This window comes from Micromonospora sp. NPDC051227 (genome assembly GCF_044455385.1).
Taxonomy (GTDB): Bacteria; Actinomycetota; Actinomycetes; order Mycobacteriales; family Micromonosporaceae; genus Micromonospora.
Genome location: NZ_JBITET010000003.1, coordinates 607,430 through 626,476, shown reverse-complemented (window position 1 = coordinate 626,476; position 19,047 = coordinate 607,430). Strand labels below are relative to the sequence as shown.

Sequence of the window (19,047 nt, the reverse complement as noted above, 5' to 3'; positions counted from 1 at the left end):
ACTCGCCAAGTCGATTTGATGTACGTACAGTGGTGCCGCCCCCTCCTGATCACGAGCTGGAGCATGCATGCCGGTTCAGGCCAGTCGTCGCCCTTCTTCCTCCGGGTCCGCCGCCCCCAGCGGTCGAGTCGCTGCGGCCATACCCGTGCAGGCACGCCCCTCGGGTGGCGGGCCGGGCTCGCGTCCGCCCGGCAGCGGCGGTGGCGGCGACCGCCCGGGTGGCGGTGGGTCGAAGAAGCGGACCAAGCGCAAGGACCCGCTCTGGGCCAGGCTGACCGTCGTCTTCGGTGCCGTGCTGATGCTGAGCAGCGGGGTCGCCATCGTCGGCAGCAAGGCGTTGATCGGGCAGGCGACCGGCGGCATCGCGAAGGGCAACCTGCTGGGTGATGCCGGCAAGTCCGACGCCGAGGGCGGTGCGAGCCTGGACGGCCCGATCGACATGCTGCTGCTCGGCGTGGACGCGCGGGAGCGCTGGGCCGCCGACGACGTCCGCTCGGACAGCATCATCATCCTGCACATTCCGGCCACGCACGACCAGGCGTACCTGATCTCGATCCCTCGTGACACCGAGGCGCAGATCCCGGCGTTCAAGAAGAGCGGCTACGGCGGCGGCTCCGGGAAGATCAACGCCGCGTTCCAGGCCGGTGCCGCCAACGGTGGCGGCTGGGAGGGTGGCGCCCAGCTGATGGCACAGACGATCAAGCGGCTCACCGGGATCAGCTTCGACGGCGCGGCGATCATCAACTTCGGTGGCTTCAAGAACGTCATCGACACCCTGGGCACGGTGCGGATCTGTGTCAGCCAGGAGGTCAAGTCGCTGCACATGTCGTACGTCGACGGCAAGCCGATGTGGAACGCGGACGCCAAGAAGACCGGCAAGCAGCGGACCCCGGTGGTGCACAAGAAGGGCTGCCAGGAGATGGAGGGTTGGGCCGCGCTCGACTACTCCCGGCAGCGCAAGTCCCTCAAGAACGGCGACTACGACCGGCAGGCCAACCAGCAGCAGCTGATCAAGGCAATGGCCAAGAAGGCCACCGAGGGTGGGATGTTGTCCAACCCGGCCAAGATGAACAACCTGATCAAGGCAGCGGGCAAGGCGTTCGTGCTGGACACCGGCGGCGTGCCGATCGAGGACTTCATCTTCACCATGCGCGGGGTCACCGGCAACGAGCTGACCATGCTCAAGACCAACAACGGCACCTTCCACGCCAACAACAACAACACCGAGGGCTTGAGCGAAGAGACGATGGCGATGTTCCAGGCGGTCAAGCAGGACAAACTCGCCGAGTTCGTCTTCACCCACCCCGAGGTGATCTCCACCCGCAAGTGAGGCCGGAAGTCGCGGAAAGCCAGCGACGGCCTCGTCACCGCCCGTAGCCTGACGTGAGCAGATTTCACGTATCGGTTGCGGGGAGGCGGTCACGTCCAGGTGGGGACGGAACGCAGCGGGCCGGGCCGGAACGACACCGTCCGCCCGGTCGCCTCGCGCCCGTTGGCCGCGCATCCTGCTCGGCATCGGCCTGGCTCTCGTCCTGCTGGCGGGGCTCGCCGTGGCCGGGCTGAAGACGCTCACTCACCGCTACGACCGCACGGTGACCAAGGAGCAACTACTCGACGCCGACGCCCGCACCGAGCGCACCGACCTGGAAGGACCGCTCAACTACCTCCTCGTCGGCTCCGACCGGCGCCCGGGCGAGAGCGGCCCGGACCAACGCTCGGACACCATCCTCATCGTGCACGTCCCCGCCGGGCAGCGAGAGGCGTACCTGGTCTCCATCCCGCGTGACCTGCTGGTCGCCATCCCGCCGGCGAACGGCTTCGGCGGTGGCCAAGACAAGATCAACGCCGCGTACGAGCACGGCGGCGGCGGGCAGGCCGGCGCCCAACTGCTCTCCGCCACCCTGCACCGGCTCACCGGAATCCGGTTCGACGGCGCCGCGCTGATCGACTTCTCCGGCTTCCGGAAGGTCATCGACCTGCTCGGCGGGGTGGAGATGTGCGTGGACACCGAGGTCCGCTCGATCCACACCAACCGTGTCTTCACCACCGGCTGCCACCAGATGGACGGGGCGCAGGCGCTGGACTACGTCCGACAGCGTTACGACCTGCCCGGCGGTGACTACGACCGGCAGCACCACCAGCAGCAGCTGCTCCGGGCGATGCTGGACAGCGCCGGCAGGGCGGACCTGCGGAGCAACCCCGTCAAACTGGACCAGGTACTCCGGGCGGTCGGCGGCTCGTTGACCGTCGACACCAACGGCGTACCCCTGGAGGATCTGCTCCTCGCGCTGCGCGCGCTGCCGCCCGACGGGATGCGCGGCGTCCAGGTGCCCTCCTCGCCGCAGACCATCGACGAGGTCTCGTACGTGGTGCTGGACAACGGCGGCAACGGGCTCTTCGAGGCGCTCCGCGGCACCCGGGTGCCGGCCTGGGCGCAGGCCAACCCCCGCTGGGTGACCCGGTTGTGACGGTGCCGACGGCCCGGTCGGTGCCGAACCGGGCCGCGAGGATCTAGTGTTGCTTCCTGTGTTCGGACCCCAGGTTCCCACAGTGCCCGTGACTGAGATCGCCGACGAGACCTACCTGCTGGATGTGCGGGAGGACGACGAGTGGGCGGCTGGCCACGCGCCCACCGCCCACCACCTGCCGATGATGGAGCTGCCGGCCCGGCTGGCCGAGGTGCCCACCGACCGGGAGGTGGCGGTCGTCTGCCGTTCCGGCGGGCGTTCCGCCCAGGTCGTCGCCTACCTGATCAACAACGGCTGGGAGCAGGTGCGCAACGCCGACGGCGGGATGCGCCAGTGGGCTGCGGTCGGCCGACCGGTGGTCGACGCGAACGGGCAGCCCGGCCAGGTCATCTGAGGCCGGCGGAATGGGCGGGCCACTGGTTTTCGCGCATCGCGGCGCCTCGTTCGACCTACCCGAGCACACCCTCGCCGCGTACCTGCGCGCCCTCGACGAGGGCGCCGACGGCCTGGAGTGCGACGTCCGGCTGACCCGGGACGGGCACCTGGTCTGCGTGCACGACCGACGACTCGACCGCACCAGCAACGGTCGCGGTCTGGTCAGCGCGCGTACGCTCGCCGAGCTGGACGCCCTGGACTTCGGCTCGTGGCACCCGGGCAGCGCCCCGAACGGCGACCTGCCACCGGACGAGTCGCACACCCGGCTGCTGACCCTGGCCCGGCTCCTGGACGCGGTGCTCGCCGCCGGGCGGCCGGTCCGACTGCTGGTGGAGACGAAGCACCCGTCCCGCTACGGCTCGAACGTGGAACGGCGACTGGTCGGTCTGCTGCGCCGGTACGGGCTGGCCGACCCCGCGCCGGACGACCCGGTGCAGGTCACCGTCATGTCGTTCTCCCCGCTGGCGGTCCGTCGGGTGCGCGAGCTGGCCCCCACGCTGCCCACAGTGCTGTTGCTGGAGGTGCTGCCGCGCTGGCTGCGGTTGGGTCGGCTGCCGTTCGGCACCCGGATCGCCGGGCCGGGCATCGGCCTGGTCCGGGCCCGCCCGCAGTTGCTGCCCGCACTGCGCGCGGCCGGCAACCAGGTGTACGTCTGGACGGTCAACGAGCCGACCGACCTGGAGCTGGTGCTGGCCGCCGGGGTGGACGGGATCATCACCGACCGGCCCGCGTACGCCCTCGCCCGGCTGGACCGCTGACCCACGACCGGGCGGGGGTGCCCAAAACCGGGTCGGCGGGGCAGACTCGGCACATGCCGGAGCGTATCGATTTCCCCGCTCTCATCGCCGGCCACACCGTCGTGATCGAGATGATCAATTCTGGTGACGCGGGTCTGCCGGTCCTCACCCAGCTGCTCCGGGTGGCCCAGCCGGCGCTCGGCGCGACCGGGATGGCGTTCGTCGAGTTCGGTCCGACCGGCGGTCGCGTCATCGCCGCGACCGGCGCGGCGGAATGGGCCCTCGGCCGACCACTGGCGGTCGACGACCCGGACACCGTCTGCCTGCTCTCCGGGCCACGGGTACGCCAGGCGCGGGTGAGCGACCTCAACGGCAAACTCGCCGGCGAACTGGCCGGCAGCGGCCTGCGCCGGATGGTCGTCTCCCGAGCCGAGATCGGCGGTCACACGGTCGGCAGCCTGCACGCGCTCTATCCGGGCGACGACGAGCCGGGCACCGAGCAGCAGGGGGTGATCGCCTATCTCGCCTCCTGCGTCGGGCACATGTACGGCGACCAGAGTGGCCTGCCGGTGCACGGCGACGGCCCGGTGGTGGCGGCTCTCGCCGATGGGCTGGCCGTCGTCGACCGGGACGGGCACGTCCGGCTCTGGAACCCGGCCGCCGCCCAGGTCACCGGCCGGACGGTCGAGCAGGCGCTGAGCCGCCCGTTGCCGCTCCCGCTGCCACCCTCCGGGCAGGTTCGGGACCACCGGATGCCGGACGGCCGCTGGCTGCGGATCACCTCCGGCGACCTGCCCGGCCCGGGAACACTACGGGTGGTCACCTTCCGCGACATCACCGACCAGCAGCGCCGCGACCACGACCGCGAACTGTTCGTCGCGGTGACCAGCCACGAGCTGCGCACCCCGGTCACCGTCATCAAGGGGTACGCGGACACCCTCACCGACCACTGGGAGTCGCTGACCGACGTCGACCGACGGCAGGCGGCCCGGGTGATCGGGCAACGCGCCAACGAGCTGGCCCGGCTGGTCGATCGTCTGCTCAGCTCGGCGGCCGAGGTGGGGCCGGGCGACGACCCTCCCACCCCGTTCGATCTCGGCGAGGCGCTGCGCTCCGCCGTCGTCGACCTGCCGGCGGAGCTGCGCCGCCGGCTGGTGCTCCGCCTCCCGAGTGATCTGCCCAAGGCGCTCGGTCACCGGCCCAGCCTGTCCACCGTGCTGACCGAGTTGACGACCAATGCCGGTAAGTACTCGGCACCTGGTTCTCCCATCGAGATCACCGCCTCGGGCGACGGTCATCTGGTGGCGTTCCGGGTCAGCGACCAGGGCATCGGCATCCGACCCGAGCACGTGGAACGGGCGTTCGACCGGTTCTGGCAGGGCGAGTCCGGCGACCGTCGCGGCTACCCGGGGGCCGGGCTCGGCCTCTATCTCGTCCGCCGGATCGTTGAACAGCAGAATGGATGGGTATCCCTACGTCCGAGGACCGGCGGCGGTACGGTCGCAGAGGTGCGGCTACCACGCGGTTGACCAGGGGTGGCGCGACGTGGAGGCGACGGTGGCAGCGGCAACGAGGGATCGAGCCTGGTGCGTGGTGGTTCCCCACCACCCGGGCGGGGCACGGTTGGCCCGACACCGGCTCGCCGCCGAGCTGGCGGACGTCGTACCCCCGACGCTCCTCGCGGACCTGATCGCTGTGCTCGCGGAGCTGGTGGGCAACGCGGTGCGGCACGCCAGACCGCTGCCCGGCGGCGTGATCCGGGTTGCCTGGCAGCTGCGGCCCTCGGCCGAGGGCGCACTGATCCAGCTGCGGGTCACCGACGGCGGCAGCGCGAGCGCCGGGCCACGGCTCCGGACGGCCAGCCCGGACGCGGCGGACGGGCGAGGGCTGCACATCGTGGCCGGCCTGGCCACCCGTTGGGGCGTCGAGCAGGACGGCATGGGTCAGCGCGTCTGGGCGGAGTTCGACCCGGCGCCGACACCCCGACCCGACCTGGTGCCAGCGGGCTGAGGACGGCTCGGGCGGGTCCCGGTCACGGCGAGCCGCTCAGGGCTCTAGGCTGTGACGCCGTGAGTAAGCGTCGAAAGAGCCAGCGCACCGCCGCCGACACCACCCCCCGCCGCGACAAGGTGCGGGACGTCTTCGTGCCGCGTCCGTTCGACGGGTTGGTCGACGAGTCCGAATGGATCGCGCTGCGCGAACTGGTGCCCGCCGCCTCCGCCCCGCTGCGGCTGGCGCCCGCTCTGGTCGAGGAATTCGGCGACCGGACGGCGACGCTCGCCACGGTCCTGCCCATGGCCGCCCCGGCGATCACCAAGCCGGACGGCCGGGTGCTGATCGGTCTCCAGCGCCACCAGCAGTCCGGTGACGTGTCGCGGGATCTGGCCGACGCGTTGCTCAGCGCGCTGCGTGCCGAGCCGGGTGGCCAGGTGGCCGTGCCGCCACTGCCCGGCCCCGGGCCCCGGCTCCAGGACATCCTCGTGGACGGTCCGCTGGACATCACAATGCACGACGGTTTCGACTTCTGGCTCGACCCGGGGGCCGCCGACGATCCGACCGTCCAGGCGTCGCTGGAGCGGGCGAACGCGGCCATCTACCCGACGGTCCGGCTGACCGCGGCGAAGGCCGCGTACTGGTGTCAGGTCCCGGAGAAGGCTCACGTGCGCTGGGTGCTGCCGGACGACGAGGACGCCGCCCTGGACGCGCTGGCCCGCCTCGGCGCGGCCGGCACGCTGACCCTCGGCGAGCAGACCAAGTTCGCCGGCATGTTCCGCGCGCACGGGCGACTCGTGCCGGTCTGGGACCTGCCGGAGGAGACCCCGGCGGCCGAGTGGGAGGAGCCGGTGGCGCAGTTCGCCAAGCGGTACGCCGAGGCGCTCACCGTCACCGACCCACTCGACGCCGCCGGTCGCCGGGCCCGTCAGGGGCTGCTCGGCCGCCAGCTCACCCTGCGCTGAGCCGGGGTCGTCGTCCCGCCCTGCCGGACGGCGGTGCGGTCGTCACGCTCGACCGGGGCGGCGGGCGCGGTCGGTCCGCTCAGCCGAACGGCGGGTGCGGTCGTCGCGTGCTCAGCCGGCGACCGGTAGCGGGTCGCGGGTGATCGGGCAGGACATGCAGCGCGGCCCGCCCCGACCGGAGCCCAACTCGGAGCCGGCGATCGGGATCACCTCGATGCCGGCCCGCTCCAGTTGGGCGTTGGTCTCCGTGTTGCGCTCGTAGCCGACGCAGAGTCGGGGGGCCAGCGCGAGGGTGTTGTTGCCGTCATCCCACTGCTCGCGTTCCGCGGTGACCGGATCCAGCCCGGTGTCGATGACCCGGAGCAGGTCGAGGTCCATCGCGTCGGCGGCGGCCCGCAGGAACGGCGCCGGCCCGTCCACCCGCGGGTCCTCACCGTCCCCGCCGGCGATCACCGTGTACGCGGAGAGCGTGCTCGCGATGTTGGGATACATCAGCACGGCGTCCACGTCGACCATCGTGCACACGGTGTCCAGGTGCATGGTGGCGCGCTTCTGGGCGATCGGCACCACCAGGATGGTGTGGGCCAGGCCGGCGGCGAAGACCTGCCGGCCGAGGCGTTCGGCACCGGCCGGGGTCGTCCGCTCGCCCACCCCGACCGCCAGCACTCCCGGTGCGAGCAGCAGCACGTCCCCGCCCTCCAGGTGCTCGAGGCTGGGGCGGTAGACGAATTCGGTGCCGGCGAACCGGGGGTGGTGGCGGTAGATGGCGTCGGTCAGGGTGGTCTCGCGGCGGCGGGCCGGCATGGCCAGGCTGGTGACACCGACCCGGTCGCCGATCCACAGCGACGAGTCGCGGGTGAAGAGCAGGTTGGGCAACGGGTCGATGACGAAGTCGTGTCGGTCCATCAGCGTGTAGACCAGCCCACCCGGTCGCTCCGAGCTGATCCGCAACTCCTCGTGGGCCAGCCCCGCGGTGAGCACGTCGGCCAGGGCGGCCGGGTCCAGGTAGGAGAGGTGGTCCGCCACGCGGGCGCGCAGGGTGTCACCGAGCCGCCGGGAGCGCAGCACCTGCTCGGTGAGTTCGGTCCGGGCGTCCGCGACGGCAAGCGTCTCGGCCAGCAGGGTGGCCAGGTAGAGCACCTCGACGCCGCGCTCGCGCAGGGCGGCGGCGAACGCGTCGTGCTCCTCCTGGGCGCGCCCCACCCAGGGGATCGCGTCGAACAGGAGCGAGTCGTTGTTGCGCGGGGTGAGCCGGGCCAGTTCGGGGCCGGGCCGGTGCAGCAGTACGGTGCCGAGCCGCCCGACTTCACTGTCGACGTAGTGGGTCACTCCCGCAGCGTAGGGCAGGGTTTAGCGGCATCCGAGAAAAGAACTGTGGATGAATATGGCATTCATCCACAGTCACTCCGGCGCTCCGGCTTGCCGAACACCGGTAGTGGCAACGTAGGGTAGTGAGGACATAACTTCGAGGGACCTTTTGCCGGAGGTCGCGATGACTGTCTTTCCCGCACGACGAGCCGTACCGTCCGCTCGGGCACTGCCGCCCGTCGCGGTGCCACACCCCCGCGTCGAGGCGCCGGGGGTTCTCGAACCGGTCCGTCCGACACCGCTCGAATGGGCCCGCCGCCGTCGGGCTGAGCGGGGTGCACGCCGCCTGGAGGCGGCCGGGGCACGGGCGTTGGGCCAACTCGACCACCTCGGGCCTGCCTGGCACGTGATCGAGTGGCCGCGCACCGACGTGACAGACGTCCTCGACCGCGGTCAGGACGAGCGAGCCGGGTTCCTCGCCATCGGGCCGAGTGGGCTCTTCGCCGTGACCATCGCCGACCACGGCCGAGCCAGGGTGCTCGTCGCCGGAGACGTGGTCCAGATCAACGGCAAGCGGCCCCCGTACGTGGCCGAGTCCCGCCGGGACGCGAAGCGGGCCAGCAAGGCGCTCTCCGAGGCGGTGGGGCTGCCCGTTCCGGTGACGCCGGTGCTGACCTTCGTCGGCTCGGGCGTGATCAGCGTCTACGGTCTTCCGAAGGACTGTCTGATGGCCACCCACCGGGAACTGGACCGGTTGCTCGTGGCCGGCGGCAGCCGGATCAGCCCCGCCACCGCCGAGAAGCTTTCCCGGGTCGCGCAGCACCCGGGCACCTGGCTGAACGGCACGTACCGTCCAACCGCCGACTACCGGTGGTACGACGAGGGCCGAACGGCCGCTGACAAGCCGGCCCACCGCCGGTAACGTCACCGGCGACGCCACGCGGCTCCGGTCCCCCCGTTCACCTCACCGGTCTCCGCGCCGTCACCGGTCGCTTCGGTTCACGCTGTGCGCCCCGGTGACCCGGTGCGCTCGGTGATTCCGTCGGCGACCCGCTAGCGTGGACAGTCGATCGGTGCACATAGGAGGCGCGGTGGCCCACGTCGAACTTTCGCTCTCGGAAGCGTTCGTGCCGGCGGCGCGGGCCTCGACAGAGCCGGAGTCCGACAACGTCGGTCAATGGTCGTCGACAGTCTCCCGGGCCGACGAGCCGTGCCTGCTGATCGACGCCGACACCCGGGTGGTCGCGATCTCCACGGCCGGTTGCGAGTTGCTCTGTCTCGGCGAGCCGGCCGGGCTGATCGGGCGACCGTTGCTCGACGGCGGGCTGCGCCTGCTCGACTTCACCGCCAATCGGGGCGAGCTGACCGAAGCCGAGATCGACAAGATTCCGCCGCTGCTGGCGCTCTCCTCCGGCCGACTCGCCCGTGGGCTACTCAGGGTGCAGGCCGCCTCGGCGAACAGCTCCGACGCGACAGTTGACGCGATCTCCACCCCGGTGCTCACCGACGGCACCGTCGCCGGCTCACTCACCTTCTTCTCCGAGGTCTGACCTGCGGCGCGGTGTGTCCTTCGCCGCACGTGGCGTTGCCGGGGTGGGCCCGTACGAAGGCCGTAGGGTGCCCTCATGCTCGATATCGCTCTACTGCCAGGGGAATACGCTGTGTGCCGGCTGGCCGCCGGCACCACCCTGCCGTACACGCTGTCGAGTGGGCTGCGCGGCGCGGACGTGGTGACGGTGAGCTGGACCTCCGACGGGATCTCCGTGATCTGCCCGACCGACCGGGCGCCGGCACAGGCCGTGGTGGAGACGACCTGGCGCTGCCTACGGGTCACCGCCCCGGTGGCGCTGGCCGGCACCGGCAGCCTGGCCGCGCTGGTCGACCCACTCGCCGAGGCACGGGTCAGCGCCGTCACGTTCTCCACGTTCGACACCGACTACCTGCTGGTGCCGACCGTCCGGCTGACCGAGGGCACGGCCGCGCTCCAGCGCGCCGGGCACCGCGTCACCGGCTGACCTTCACCCGACCGACCGCTCACCCTACGATGAGCTCGGCCACCCCGGCCGCGACGAATTCTCCGATGTCCCGAGGATCGGCCCGTGCCGTTCACCCCACCCCCGCCCGCGTCCCCCTCACCGCGGTCGACGATCCACCCCCCACCGGCGACTCCTGGCCGGGCAGCCGACCGCGTTCCGGCGCGGAGCCTCGTCCGAATCCTGCCGATGGTGCTCGCCGTCGCGGCGCTGGCCGGCTGTGGCGCCCCACCCGGGCTGGGGGAGCCGACCAGCGTGCCCACCCACACCGCGGCCCCGACACCGTCCGGTCCGAGCACCCCACCGGCCACCCTGCCGACCACCGCGCCGTCTCTCGGTACGGTCACGCCCACCCCGGACGCCGGGTTGGTCGCGACGGCCTGCCGCAACGGGCCGACCGGCCAGCGGGTGCTGCAACTGTTGCGCGGCCGGGCCGGAGTGCTGCCGGCGAACGTCCGGGTCCAGGTCCGCACCGGGCCGCTCTGCGCCGGCGACTGGCAGTTCACCGTGCTGACGGTGACCGGGCACGAGGAACTCCAGGTAATCACCCGGGGCGAGCCCGGTTCCCCGATGCTGGTCACCGCCGGCACGGACGTCTGCACCATCGAGGTACGCGCCACCAGCCCGGCCGGGATTCGCGCCCTCGCCTGCGACGCCGGCCCGGCCAACGAACCGGGTGCGTAGGCTGATCGTCATGCCGGGAACACCGCCGACACGTTTCGTCTTCCTCGGGCCGGAGGGCACCTTCGCCGAGCAGGCCCTGCGCTCCATATCCGCCGCCGAGCGCGGCACCCGTACGCCCGCCCGCAGCGTCGGAGAGGCGCTCGACAGCGTCCGTGCCGGCGACGCCGACGCCGCGCTGGTGCCACTTGAGAACTCGATCGGCGGCGCGGTGGGCGTCACGCTGGACGAAATGGCCGAGGGCGAGCCGCTGGTGATCACCCGGGAGGTGGTCCTGTCGGTGGAGTTCGTGCTCGCCGCGCGGCTTGACACCCCGCTGCCCTCGATCCGCACCGTGGCGGCCCATCCACAGGCGTCCACCCAGTGCCGGGGCTGGTTGCGCGACCACCTGCCCGACGCCGTGGTGGTCGACGTGCTCTCCAACGGCGCGGCCGCCGCCGGTGCCGGCAGGGGTGAGTACGACGCGGCGATCTGCGCACCGATCGGAGCCTCCCGGCACCGACTCACCACACTCGCCGACAAGATCGCCGACCACCCCGACGCGGTGACCCGGTTCGCGCTGGTGTCCCGCCCTGGGCCGCCACCGCCGCCGACCGGTGACGACCTCACCTCGCTCGCGGTCTACATCGCCCACGACCGGGTCGGCGCACTGCTGTCCGTGCTGATGGAGTTGGCCGTTCGTGGGGTCAACCTGACCCGGATCGAATCCCGGCCGACCGGCGAGGCGTTGGGCCGCTACGTCTTCTTCCTGGACTGCACGGGCCACGTGGCCGACGTACGCCTGGGCGAGGCGTTGCAGGGGCTCCGCAGGGTCTGTGCCGACGTCCGCTTCCTGGGCTCCTACCCCCGGCACCGGTGGGCCGAGGCGGGCGAACGCCCGGTGCCCGCACCAGCGGGCCTCTCCGACGTCGACTACGCCGACGCGGCGGCCTGGCTGACCCGCCTGCGTACCGGCGAGTTGACCTGATCGGCGCGGAGCGCCCCCGGAGAACGGGAGCGCCCGCGCCGCAGCGGTCAGCTCGACAGATCAGGTGCGCCCCGCGCCACTCCCGGTCAGCTCAGCAGACCGCCGAGCAGACCGCCCTCCTGCTGCTGCTGGCCACTGCCCATGACCGGCGGCTCCTCGGACGGCTGCACCACCACGAAGCCCTGACCGGCGAAGCTCATGGTGAACGACTCACCGGTGCGGCGCCCGAGCAAAGTGCCGAGGCCGAGCTGCTCGGCCCGGTGGTAGCCGGTCTGGAGGTTGGCCGACCAGCAGACCGCGGCCTGGGGGTCGACGTACGTCGGGGCGTCCACGTTCAGCACGACCGGGGTGCCCCTGGTGGTGATGGCGATCCGCCCGTAGCCGCTGAACACGCAGTTGAAGAGGCCGGACGAGGACGCCATCCCGGCGCCGCCGACCATCCTGATGTCGTACTGGAGGGTGGAGTCGAAGGCGAGCACGCTGCTGCCGTTGATGGAGAGGGAGTCGCCCGGCTCCAGGTCGATGATGTGCACGTCCTTGGCCAGCTCGGCGAGGAAGACGTCACCCTGGCCGGTGACCTTCATCAGCGGAACGCCCTCGCCGGTGAGCTTCTGCTTGAGGAACTTGCCGAGCCCGCCTGAACCCAACGCCTGGAACTGCACGTTCCCCTGGTAGGCGACCATCGACCCGACCCGGGCCATCGCCTCGCCGTTGAGCTCGATCTTCAGCATCTTGGAGTTCTGCAACCGCATGCCGGGCTGCGCGGACTCCTTCTCCAGATTCTCCGCGGAGAACAGCTCGCTGCGCATGAAAGGGCCTCCTGAATAGGGTCGCGTTCGCTGCACCGACGGTAGGCGACCTCGGCAAGCACCGGCCATCGGATGGACGGCGCGGCGCGGCGGGTCGTGCGGCGCGGGCGGGTCGAGCGCGGGGCTCAGCCCCAGCCGAGCGCGTGCAGGCGCGCGTCGTCGATGCCGAAGTGGTGGGCGATCTCGTGCACCACTGTCACCGCCACCTCGTCGATGACGTCCTCGTCGTTGTCGCAGATTCGCAGGATCGGACGGCGGTAGATGAAGATCCGGTCGGGCAGCACGCCGGCATAGTCCCAACCGCGCTCGGTGAGCGCATACCCCTCGTAGAGGCCGAGCAGGTCGACCTCTCCCGGTGGCGGGTCGTCCTCGACCAGGATCACCACGTTGTTCATCAGGCCGAGTAGTTCTTCGGGCACCTCGTCGAGGGCTTCACCGACCAACTCCTCGAAGCGCTCACGGCTCATCTCCACCGGCACCTCGCCCATTGTGCCCGACGCGGAGGCAGGCGGCCCGGTCCTGCCGGACGAGCGTGACCGTCATCCGCACATGCACGGAAGAAGCGACCACCCGGGACCGGGCGGAGGCTCCTTCCGTGGACGTACGGTGTGCGCCGGCTAGCTCAGGCAGCCAGGCGGGCGTTGAGGGTGATCTCGGCACCCGGCGAGAGCAGGCGGGAGATCGGGCAGTTGGCCTTGGCGGCCTCGGCGAGCTTCTGGAACTCCGCGTCGTCGATCCCCGGGACCTGGCCGACCGTCTCAAGGTCGATCCGGGTCACGGTCATGCCGGCGTCGGTCTTGTCCAGGTGCACCTTGGCGGTGGTCTCGACCGAGGTGGCCGTCGAGCCCGCGTCGGCAAGCGCCTTGGAGAACGCCATCGAGAAGCAGCCGGCGTGCGCGGCGGCGATCAGCTCCTCGGGGTTGGTGCCCTCACCCTCCTCGAAGCGCGACTTGACGGAGTAGTTGCCGGACAGGCCGCCCTTACCGGTGCGGATGGTGCCCGCGCCCTCGGTGAGATTGCCCTGCCATTGTGCTGAAGCGGTACGGATAGGCATGGGGCAAACGCTAGCGGAAAGGCGACCGCCGAGCGACAGACCGGCGCGCTCGCCAGCCCTGCGATCCCTGTCACCACCAGCTTGCTGTGCCATGATGCGACACAGGTCCGTGACCGGCGGAAGGGTGGCCGATGTCCGAGGAGCTTCCAATCCCGCGGCAGGGCGACCGACCCGAGGCCCCGGCGGTGATCGAGTGGGGTGCCGACGAGCCGGCCCCGCGACGCCGCTTCGCCTTCTCCCTGGCCGATCTCGCGCAGGATCCTCGGCTGCCCCTGCTGCTCGCCGGTCTGGGCGCGGTGGCCGCGATCGCCTCGCTCGTCGGTGAGTGGCTGGTGATGAGCCTGCCAAACGGCGGGCCCGAGGGGAACGCGACGTTCGAGGTGCCCGCCGGGGTGTCCGAGGTCGGTGGCTTCGGGGCCGGCTACCTGGTCGGGCTTCTCGCCCTCGTCTGCGCCGTGGCGCTGACGTTGCGCGGCACGGCGGCCGTGCGGCCGAACGCCCGGCTGGCCGGCCTCACCCTGGCCGGTGCCCTGCTGGTGCTGCTGGTGGCCGCCACGGCCGGGCTCGGCAACCCTGGTCAGCGAAACTTCTTCTACTCGCTCGAGGACGGCTTTCACATCGAGTACGGCCGTGGGCTGGTGATGGCGTTCGTCGCCTGTGTGCTGTTCGCGGCCGCCCTGCGGCTGACCCCCGCCGCGCCGTCCGGCGTGTTCGCCGGGCCACCAGACGACGACCGCCCCGCCGACGCCTCAGCACCGCGCCCCTGGCGCCGCCGCCGAAACCCCGACCCGGTCGAGGACGGCCTCCCGGCCCCAGCCGACCTGACAGTCACCCCCGCCGCCCCCTGCGCCCGCCCCGACCCCCAGCCCTAACTCCCCTCCCACCCCACCCTCGCCACCCCTCGCGTCGCCGATCTTGCAATTGCTGTCCCGACAAAGGGTGCGTAACACGCGAATCAGCAACCAAGAGTGCAAGATCGCGCGGGGAGTGGGATAGCGCGGGGCGGTCAGCTTGCGGGTGCCCGAGGTTGGCGTCCGATTGGCCTGGAAGCCATGGATGCGACCCGTTCCGCGAGGTACGGTTGCTGCCCGCCGTCACGCCGGGCCTCGGTTTCCTTGGCCACGGCAGGTGCGACGGCGGCGGGCGAAGGAGGAACGATGACCCGCCCGGGACTGCCCAAGTTGATCGCGACCGACCTCGACGGGACGCTGGTCCGCAGCGATGACACCGTCTCCGCGTACACCCATGGGGTGCTCGACCGGGTGCGCGCCGCCGGGATTCCGGTGGTCGGCGCGACCGGACGCGGCCCTCGGTTGACCGAGTTGACCCGCAACGACATCCGCGCTGCCGACTTCCTGGTGATGGCCGGCGGGGGACGGGTGGTCGACCAGAGCGACCCGAGCGGCCCGGTGGTGCTCCGCGACGAGCGGCTGCCCGCCGAGGTGCTGGCCCGGCTCCTCGCCGACCTGGAGGCGGAGGTCGGCCCGCTGACCGTGATGGTCGAGGCGTCCGACGAGCACGACGCCCCGCTGTGGGGCGACTACCACGAGAGCTGGCCCTACCAGGACCGCTTCGAGGCGCGCACTCGCGACGAGTGCCTCGCCTGCGACGTGATCAAGGCGTTCGCCCGGACCGCCGACCACCACGTGGACGAGCTGCTGGCGGTGGCCCGCCGGATCGTCTCGCCGCAGGTCGCCACGCTCACCCAGGCCGGTCTCGGCTTCATCGAGATCTGCCCGCCCGGCGTGGACAAGGCGACCGGGCTGACCGTGGTGGCGCAGACCCTCGGGGTCGACCCGGCCGATGTGCTGGTCTTCGGTGACATGCCCAACGACCTGTCGATGTTCGAGTGGGCCGGTTGGTCGCGGGTGGCCGTGGCCAACGCACACCCCGCGCTGCGTGCCGCCGCCGACGAGGTGACCTTGCGCAACGACGACGACGGGGTGGCGGTGTATCTGGACCGGCTACTGTCCCGGTAATGGGAGACACACCCCGCCTCATTGCCACCGACATCGACGGCACGCTGATCCGCGACGACCACACCGTCAGCCCACGCACCGCCGACCTGCTCGCGCGGATCTCCGCGCGAGGCACGCCGGTCGTCCTGGTCACCGGCCGTCCGGTCCGCTGGCTCAAGATGGTGTACGACCAGCTCGCCCGACCGCTGCCGGCGGTCTGCGCCAACGGCGCCGTGGTCTACGACCCGTTCTCCGACGAGGTGGTGCGGGCTGACCCGCTCGCCCCGCACCACCTGGCCGAGGTCGCCCGGAGGCTACGGGCCGAGGTGCCCGGCATCAGCTTCGCCGTGGAGATCCTGGACAGCCGGGAGATGCGGCACGAGGCGCACTACCCGCTGCGCTGGGACGCCGACGCCAACGGCATCCGGCCGATCGAGACGCCGGAGGAGTTGCTCTCGGTCCCGGCGGTGAAGCTCCTCGCCCGAGCCGGCGAGCAGGACCCGGACTCCTTCGCCGAGCTGATCGCCACTGCTGTGGCGGGGTTGGCCGAGGCCACACACTCGTCCTCCTCCGGGCTGGTGGAGATCTCCGCGGCGGGGGTGACCAAGGCGGCGGGGCTGGCCTGGTACTGCGACCAGCTCGGGGTGGCCGCGGCGGACGTGCTGGCCTTCGGCGACATGCCCAACGACGTGCCGATGCTGACCTGGGCCGGGCGTGGTGTGGCGGTGGCCAACGCGCACCGCGCCGTCCTGGCGGTCGCCGACGACGTGACGACGGCGAACACCGAGGACGGCGTGGCGGCGTACCTGGAGAAGATCTTCGGGGTGGACTGAGGTCAGAGGTACTGACCGGTGTTGTGACCCTCGCCGCCGCCCGGCTGGCCGATGCCCGGCATGCCGGGGACGACCCCACCGGGGCCGCTGGGCAGCGCCTGCCGGCCGCCGCGCATCTGCTCCAGCTGCACCCGGGCGGCCATCTGCTGGGCCACCAGGGCCGCCTGGATGCCGTGGAACAGGCCCTCCAGCCAGCCGACGAGCTGGGCGTGCGCGATTCGCAGCTCGCCCTCGCTGGGGGCCTTGTCCTCGGCGAAGGGCAGCGAGATGCGCTCCAGCTCGTCGCGCAGCTCGGGGGCGAGGCCCTCCTTGAGCTCGACGATCGACCGCTCGTGGATCTCCCGCATCCGGTTGCGGCTGGCGTCGTCGAGAGGCGCGGCCTTCACCTCCTCCAGCAACTGCTTGATCATGCTGCCGATCCGCATCACCTTGGCCGGCTGTTCGACCAGGCGGGTCGGGTCCTCGCCCTGGCCCTCGTCGGTCTGCATGGTGCCGATCGGCCGGCCGTCCGGGCCAACCACCACCACGGTGCCGGAGTGGCCGGAGTCGTCGGGGCCGGGCTCGTCGTTCTGTCCAGCGGAGCGCGCTTCGGTCATGGGGTCCATCTTTACCCAGTGGGCGCGAACCATGCCGGCCGGTACCGACTACCGGGGCCGAACCACCCGGGCGGGGCGCGCTACCGTCGCGCCATGCCTGTCGACCCGCGCTCCGTGTTGAGCCGGCCCGCACCGGAGCCCGACCGGACCGTGGCGTACGGGGACCACCCCGATCAAGTGGCCGATCTGCGCCTCCCGGCGGAGAACGGGCCGGCCCGGCCGCTGGTCGTCGTCCTGCACGGTGGCTTCTGGCGGGCCGAGTACGACCGGCGGCACACCGGGCCGCTGGCCGCGGCCCTCGCCGCTGAGGGCTACCCGGTGGCGCAGCTGGAATACCGCCGCACCGGGCAGCCCGGAGGTGGCTGGCCGGGCACCCTGACCGACGTACTGACCGGGGTGGCCGAGCTGCCGGTGCTGGCGGCCGAGGCGCTGCCCGGCCGGGTGAGCCTGGCCCCGCCGATCCTGGTGGGGCACTCCGCCGGCGGCCACCTGGCGCTGTACGTGGCGGGCACCGCCCCGGCGACGGTGAGCGGAGTGCTCGCCCTGGCCCCGGTGGCCGATCTGGGTGAGGCGTACCGGCGGGATCTGGACTCGGGCGCGGTCGCCGCGCTGCTCGGCGGCGGACCGGCGGAGGTCCCGGCCCGGTACGCGAGTGCGGATCCACGGATGTTGGTACCGATACGAATACGGACAGTAGTTGTTCATGGCTCGGACGATCATCAGGTTCCGGTGGAGATGAGCCGGGATTTCGTCGCGGCGGCCCGTGCCACAGGTTCCGATATTTCCCTTGTTGAACTGCCCGGATGCGAGCATTTCGGGCTGATAGACCCGGAGGCCGTCGCCTGGCCTCAGGTCCTCGCCGCGTTGCGGTCCCTGCACGATGATCACTAGCCATTGACGCAGCGTCGCGGACCAGGTAGAACGCCGGAGGGGCGGTGTTCGGCCCTGTAACGCTCCCTTGGAAGGAACTCGGTGTCGCAGATGAATCGCAGGCGGGCGCTCCAACTGTTGGCCGCGCTCGGTACCACCGGGTTCGTCGCCGCGTGTGGCTCAGACGGTGACGCCGAGTCGACCGCCGACCGGGGCCCGATCAAGATCGGTTTGATCACGCCGCAGGCCGGTGGTTTCAAGAGCATCGGCGACGACATCACCAACGGCTTCCAGCTCTTCCTCGACCTGCACGACCAGCGGCTCGGCGGCCACCCGGTGGAGCTGCTGACCGCCGACGAGGGCGACACCGCGAAGACGGGCAAGGCTGCCGTCGAGGGCCTGCTCAAGCAGGGCGTGCTGGCACTCACCGGCGTGGTCAACTCGGCGGTGATGGTCGGCATCCGGGACACCGTGGAGCAGGCCCGGGTCCCGCTGATCGGCTCCAACGCCTCACCGAGCAGCCTGCAGAGCGTCTTCTACATCTGGCGGACCTCGTACGTGCTCGACGAGGCCGGCCGGGCGCTGGGCCGGTACCTGCGCGACCAGCTGCCGGCGAACGGCCGCGTCGCGATCATCATGCCGGAGAACGTCGGCAGCCCGGACGTGGTCCGCGGCTTCCGGCAGGAGTTCGGCGCGACCGACCCGCGGATCAGCGACCCGGTGACCTACACCAACGCCACCTCCAACCCCGGCAAGACGACGTACGCCTCGGACATCACCAAGGCGCTGGCCAAGAAGCCCACAGCGGTCTTCTGCTTCTTCGCCGGAGCGGCGGCGGTGGAGTTCATCAAGCAGCTGCGCGAGAAGTTCGCCGGGCCGATCTACGCACCCGGCTTCCTCACCGAGGGCGCCGTGCTGGAGAACCTGAAGGACAACGCGCTGGGCATCCAGACCGCGCTGAACTACTCCGCCGACCTGAACAACACGTCGAACCGGGTCTTCGCCTCGGCGTACCGCAAGAAGTACCAGGTCACCCCCACTACGTACGCGATGGCGTCCTACGACGCGGCGCAGGTGCTCGACCAGGCCATCCAGCTGACCGGCGGGAAGCCAACGCCGCAGCAGGTCAACCTGGCCCTCGGCAAGATCGGCCAGATCGACAGCCCGCGCGGCATCTGGCAGTTCAACCAGCCGCGTACCCCGCAGCAGAAGTGGTACCTGCGCGAGGTGCAGCGCGACGGTCAGGTCATGTCGAACGTGCTGATCAACGAGCTGGCCACGCTGGGCTGAACACCCACCGGGAGCACGATTCGGGGCCGGTCTCCCAGTGGGAGGCCGGCC

At 71.4% G+C, this 19,047-nt stretch carries 22 protein-coding genes; 17 read left to right on the top strand and 5 right to left on the bottom strand.

Features of this window, described 5'->3' with window-relative positions:
* Nucleotides 1-67 precede the first annotated feature (67 nt).
* From ACIA47_RS10920 to ACIA47_RS10890, 7 genes are all read left to right on the top strand, one after another.
* The gene (locus ACIA47_RS10920; RefSeq protein WP_396707168.1) at nucleotides 68-1,330 is read left to right on the top strand and encodes an LCP family protein; all 1,263 of its coding nucleotides are present in this window, start codon (nucleotides 68-70) and stop codon (nucleotides 1,328-1,330) included.
* Nucleotides 1,331-1,550: 220 nt separating this feature from the next.
* On the top strand, nucleotides 1,551-2,468 hold the full coding sequence (locus ACIA47_RS10915) for an LCP family protein (protein WP_396707166.1): 918 nt from the start codon (nucleotides 1,551-1,553) through the stop codon (nucleotides 2,466-2,468).
* A gap of 58 nt (nucleotides 2,469-2,526) precedes the next feature.
* Entirely contained in the window at nucleotides 2,527-2,862 is a 336-nt protein-coding gene (locus ACIA47_RS10910) for a rhodanese-like domain-containing protein (RefSeq protein ID WP_030487745.1), read from the top strand.
* Between the two features lie 10 nt (nucleotides 2,863-2,872).
* Nucleotides 2,873-3,661 carry a glycerophosphodiester phosphodiesterase family protein gene (locus ACIA47_RS10905; RefSeq protein WP_203119006.1) on the top strand — a complete coding sequence of 263 codons (789 nt, stop codon included), beginning with the start codon at nucleotides 2,873-2,875 and terminating at the stop codon, nucleotides 3,659-3,661.
* 53 nt (nucleotides 3,662-3,714) lie between these two features.
* A complete protein-coding gene (locus ACIA47_RS10900; RefSeq protein ID WP_396707164.1) occupies nucleotides 3,715-5,169 on the top strand; it encodes a sensor histidine kinase in 1,455 nt (484 codons plus the stop codon).
* A 61-nt stretch (nucleotides 5,170-5,230) separates the two neighbouring features.
* Nucleotides 5,231-5,650 carry an ATP-binding protein gene (locus ACIA47_RS10895; protein ID WP_396707162.1) on the top strand — a complete coding sequence of 140 codons (420 nt, stop codon included), beginning with the start codon at nucleotides 5,231-5,233 and terminating at the stop codon, nucleotides 5,648-5,650.
* Between the two features lie 59 nt (nucleotides 5,651-5,709).
* The gene (locus ACIA47_RS10890) at nucleotides 5,710-6,597 is read left to right on the top strand and encodes a DUF5926 family protein (protein ID WP_396707160.1); all 888 of its coding nucleotides are present in this window, start codon (nucleotides 5,710-5,712) and stop codon (nucleotides 6,595-6,597) included.
* Nucleotides 6,598-6,708: 111 nt separating this feature from the next.
* On the opposite strand, the gene ACIA47_RS10885 is transcribed toward ACIA47_RS10890, so the two are convergent.
* On the bottom strand, nucleotides 6,709-7,926 hold the full coding sequence (locus ACIA47_RS10885; RefSeq protein WP_203118998.1) for an arginine deiminase: 1,218 nt from the start codon (nucleotides 7,924-7,926) through the stop codon (nucleotides 6,709-6,711).
* 163 nt (nucleotides 7,927-8,089) lie between these two features.
* On the opposite strand from ACIA47_RS10885, the gene ACIA47_RS10880 reads away from it, so the two are divergent.
* From ACIA47_RS10880 to pheA, 5 genes are all read left to right on the top strand, one after another.
* Nucleotides 8,090-8,827, top strand: a complete 738-nt coding sequence (locus ACIA47_RS10880) for a hypothetical protein (RefSeq protein ID WP_112583868.1) — start codon at nucleotides 8,090-8,092, stop codon at nucleotides 8,825-8,827.
* Nucleotides 8,828-8,996: 169 nt separating this feature from the next.
* Nucleotides 8,997-9,455, top strand: a complete 459-nt coding sequence (locus ACIA47_RS10875) for a hypothetical protein (protein WP_112583869.1) — start codon at nucleotides 8,997-8,999, stop codon at nucleotides 9,453-9,455.
* A 75-nt stretch (nucleotides 9,456-9,530) separates the two neighbouring features.
* Nucleotides 9,531-9,920: an ACT domain-containing protein gene (locus ACIA47_RS10870; protein ID WP_396707157.1), complete on the top strand. Its 390-nt coding sequence runs from the start codon at nucleotides 9,531-9,533 to the stop codon at nucleotides 9,918-9,920.
* Nucleotides 9,921-10,127: 207 nt separating this feature from the next.
* Nucleotides 10,128-10,622, top strand: a complete 495-nt coding sequence (locus ACIA47_RS10865) for a hypothetical protein (protein WP_396707155.1) — start codon at nucleotides 10,128-10,130, stop codon at nucleotides 10,620-10,622.
* Nucleotides 10,623-10,632: 10 nt separating this feature from the next.
* Complete coding sequence (pheA, locus tag ACIA47_RS10860; RefSeq protein WP_396707153.1) at nucleotides 10,633-11,586, top strand: prephenate dehydratase; 954 nt, start codon at nucleotides 10,633-10,635, stop codon at nucleotides 11,584-11,586.
* 86 nt (nucleotides 11,587-11,672) lie between these two features.
* On the opposite strand, the gene ACIA47_RS10855 is transcribed toward pheA, so the two are convergent.
* The 3 genes from ACIA47_RS10855 to ACIA47_RS10845 form a co-directional block, all read right to left on the bottom strand.
* Nucleotides 11,673-12,395: an AIM24 family protein gene (locus ACIA47_RS10855; protein ID WP_396707151.1), complete on the bottom strand. Its 723-nt coding sequence runs from the start codon at nucleotides 12,393-12,395 to the stop codon at nucleotides 11,673-11,675.
* A gap of 125 nt (nucleotides 12,396-12,520) precedes the next feature.
* Nucleotides 12,521-12,868 (bottom strand): metallopeptidase family protein, encoded by a 348-nt coding sequence (locus ACIA47_RS10850; protein ID WP_181518411.1) that lies wholly within the window; start codon nucleotides 12,866-12,868, stop codon nucleotides 12,521-12,523.
* Nucleotides 12,869-13,017: 149 nt separating this feature from the next.
* Nucleotides 13,018-13,449 (bottom strand): OsmC family protein, encoded by a 432-nt coding sequence (locus ACIA47_RS10845; RefSeq protein ID WP_396707149.1) that lies wholly within the window; start codon nucleotides 13,447-13,449, stop codon nucleotides 13,018-13,020.
* A gap of 131 nt (nucleotides 13,450-13,580) precedes the next feature.
* Between ACIA47_RS10845 and ACIA47_RS10840 the strand changes: the two genes are divergently transcribed.
* The 3 genes from ACIA47_RS10840 to ACIA47_RS10830 all read left to right on the top strand — a co-directional run bounded on the left by ACIA47_RS10840 (nucleotide 13,581) and on the right by ACIA47_RS10830 (nucleotide 16,240).
* Complete coding sequence (locus ACIA47_RS10840; RefSeq protein ID WP_396707147.1) at nucleotides 13,581-14,321, top strand: hypothetical protein; 741 nt, start codon at nucleotides 13,581-13,583, stop codon at nucleotides 14,319-14,321.
* 285 nt (nucleotides 14,322-14,606) lie between these two features.
* Nucleotides 14,607-15,428, top strand: a complete 822-nt coding sequence (locus ACIA47_RS10835) for an HAD family hydrolase (RefSeq protein WP_396707145.1) — start codon at nucleotides 14,607-14,609, stop codon at nucleotides 15,426-15,428.
* Entirely contained in the window at nucleotides 15,428-16,240 is an 813-nt protein-coding gene (locus ACIA47_RS10830; protein WP_396707143.1) for an HAD family hydrolase, read from the top strand. The genes ACIA47_RS10835 and ACIA47_RS10830 overlap by 1 nt, the downstream gene beginning before the upstream one ends.
* 2 nt (nucleotides 16,241-16,242) lie before the next feature.
* Here the strand turns inward: ACIA47_RS10830 and ACIA47_RS10825 are convergent, their stop codons facing one another.
* Nucleotides 16,243-16,845 carry a bacterial proteasome activator family protein gene (locus tag ACIA47_RS10825; protein ID WP_091396749.1) on the bottom strand — a complete coding sequence of 201 codons (603 nt, stop codon included), beginning with the start codon at nucleotides 16,843-16,845 and terminating at the stop codon, nucleotides 16,243-16,245.
* An 84-nt stretch (nucleotides 16,846-16,929) separates the two neighbouring features.
* On the opposite strand from ACIA47_RS10825, the gene ACIA47_RS10820 reads away from it, so the two are divergent.
* Nucleotides 16,930-17,727 (top strand): alpha/beta hydrolase family protein, encoded by a 798-nt coding sequence (locus ACIA47_RS10820; RefSeq protein ID WP_396707141.1) that lies wholly within the window; start codon nucleotides 16,930-16,932, stop codon nucleotides 17,725-17,727.
* Between the two features lie 81 nt (nucleotides 17,728-17,808).
* Nucleotides 17,809-18,996, top strand: coding sequence for an ABC transporter substrate-binding protein (locus ACIA47_RS10815; RefSeq protein ID WP_396707139.1), 1,188 nt, complete (start codon nucleotides 17,809-17,811; stop codon nucleotides 18,994-18,996).
* The last annotated feature ends 51 nt before the right edge of the window (nucleotides 18,997-19,047 follow it).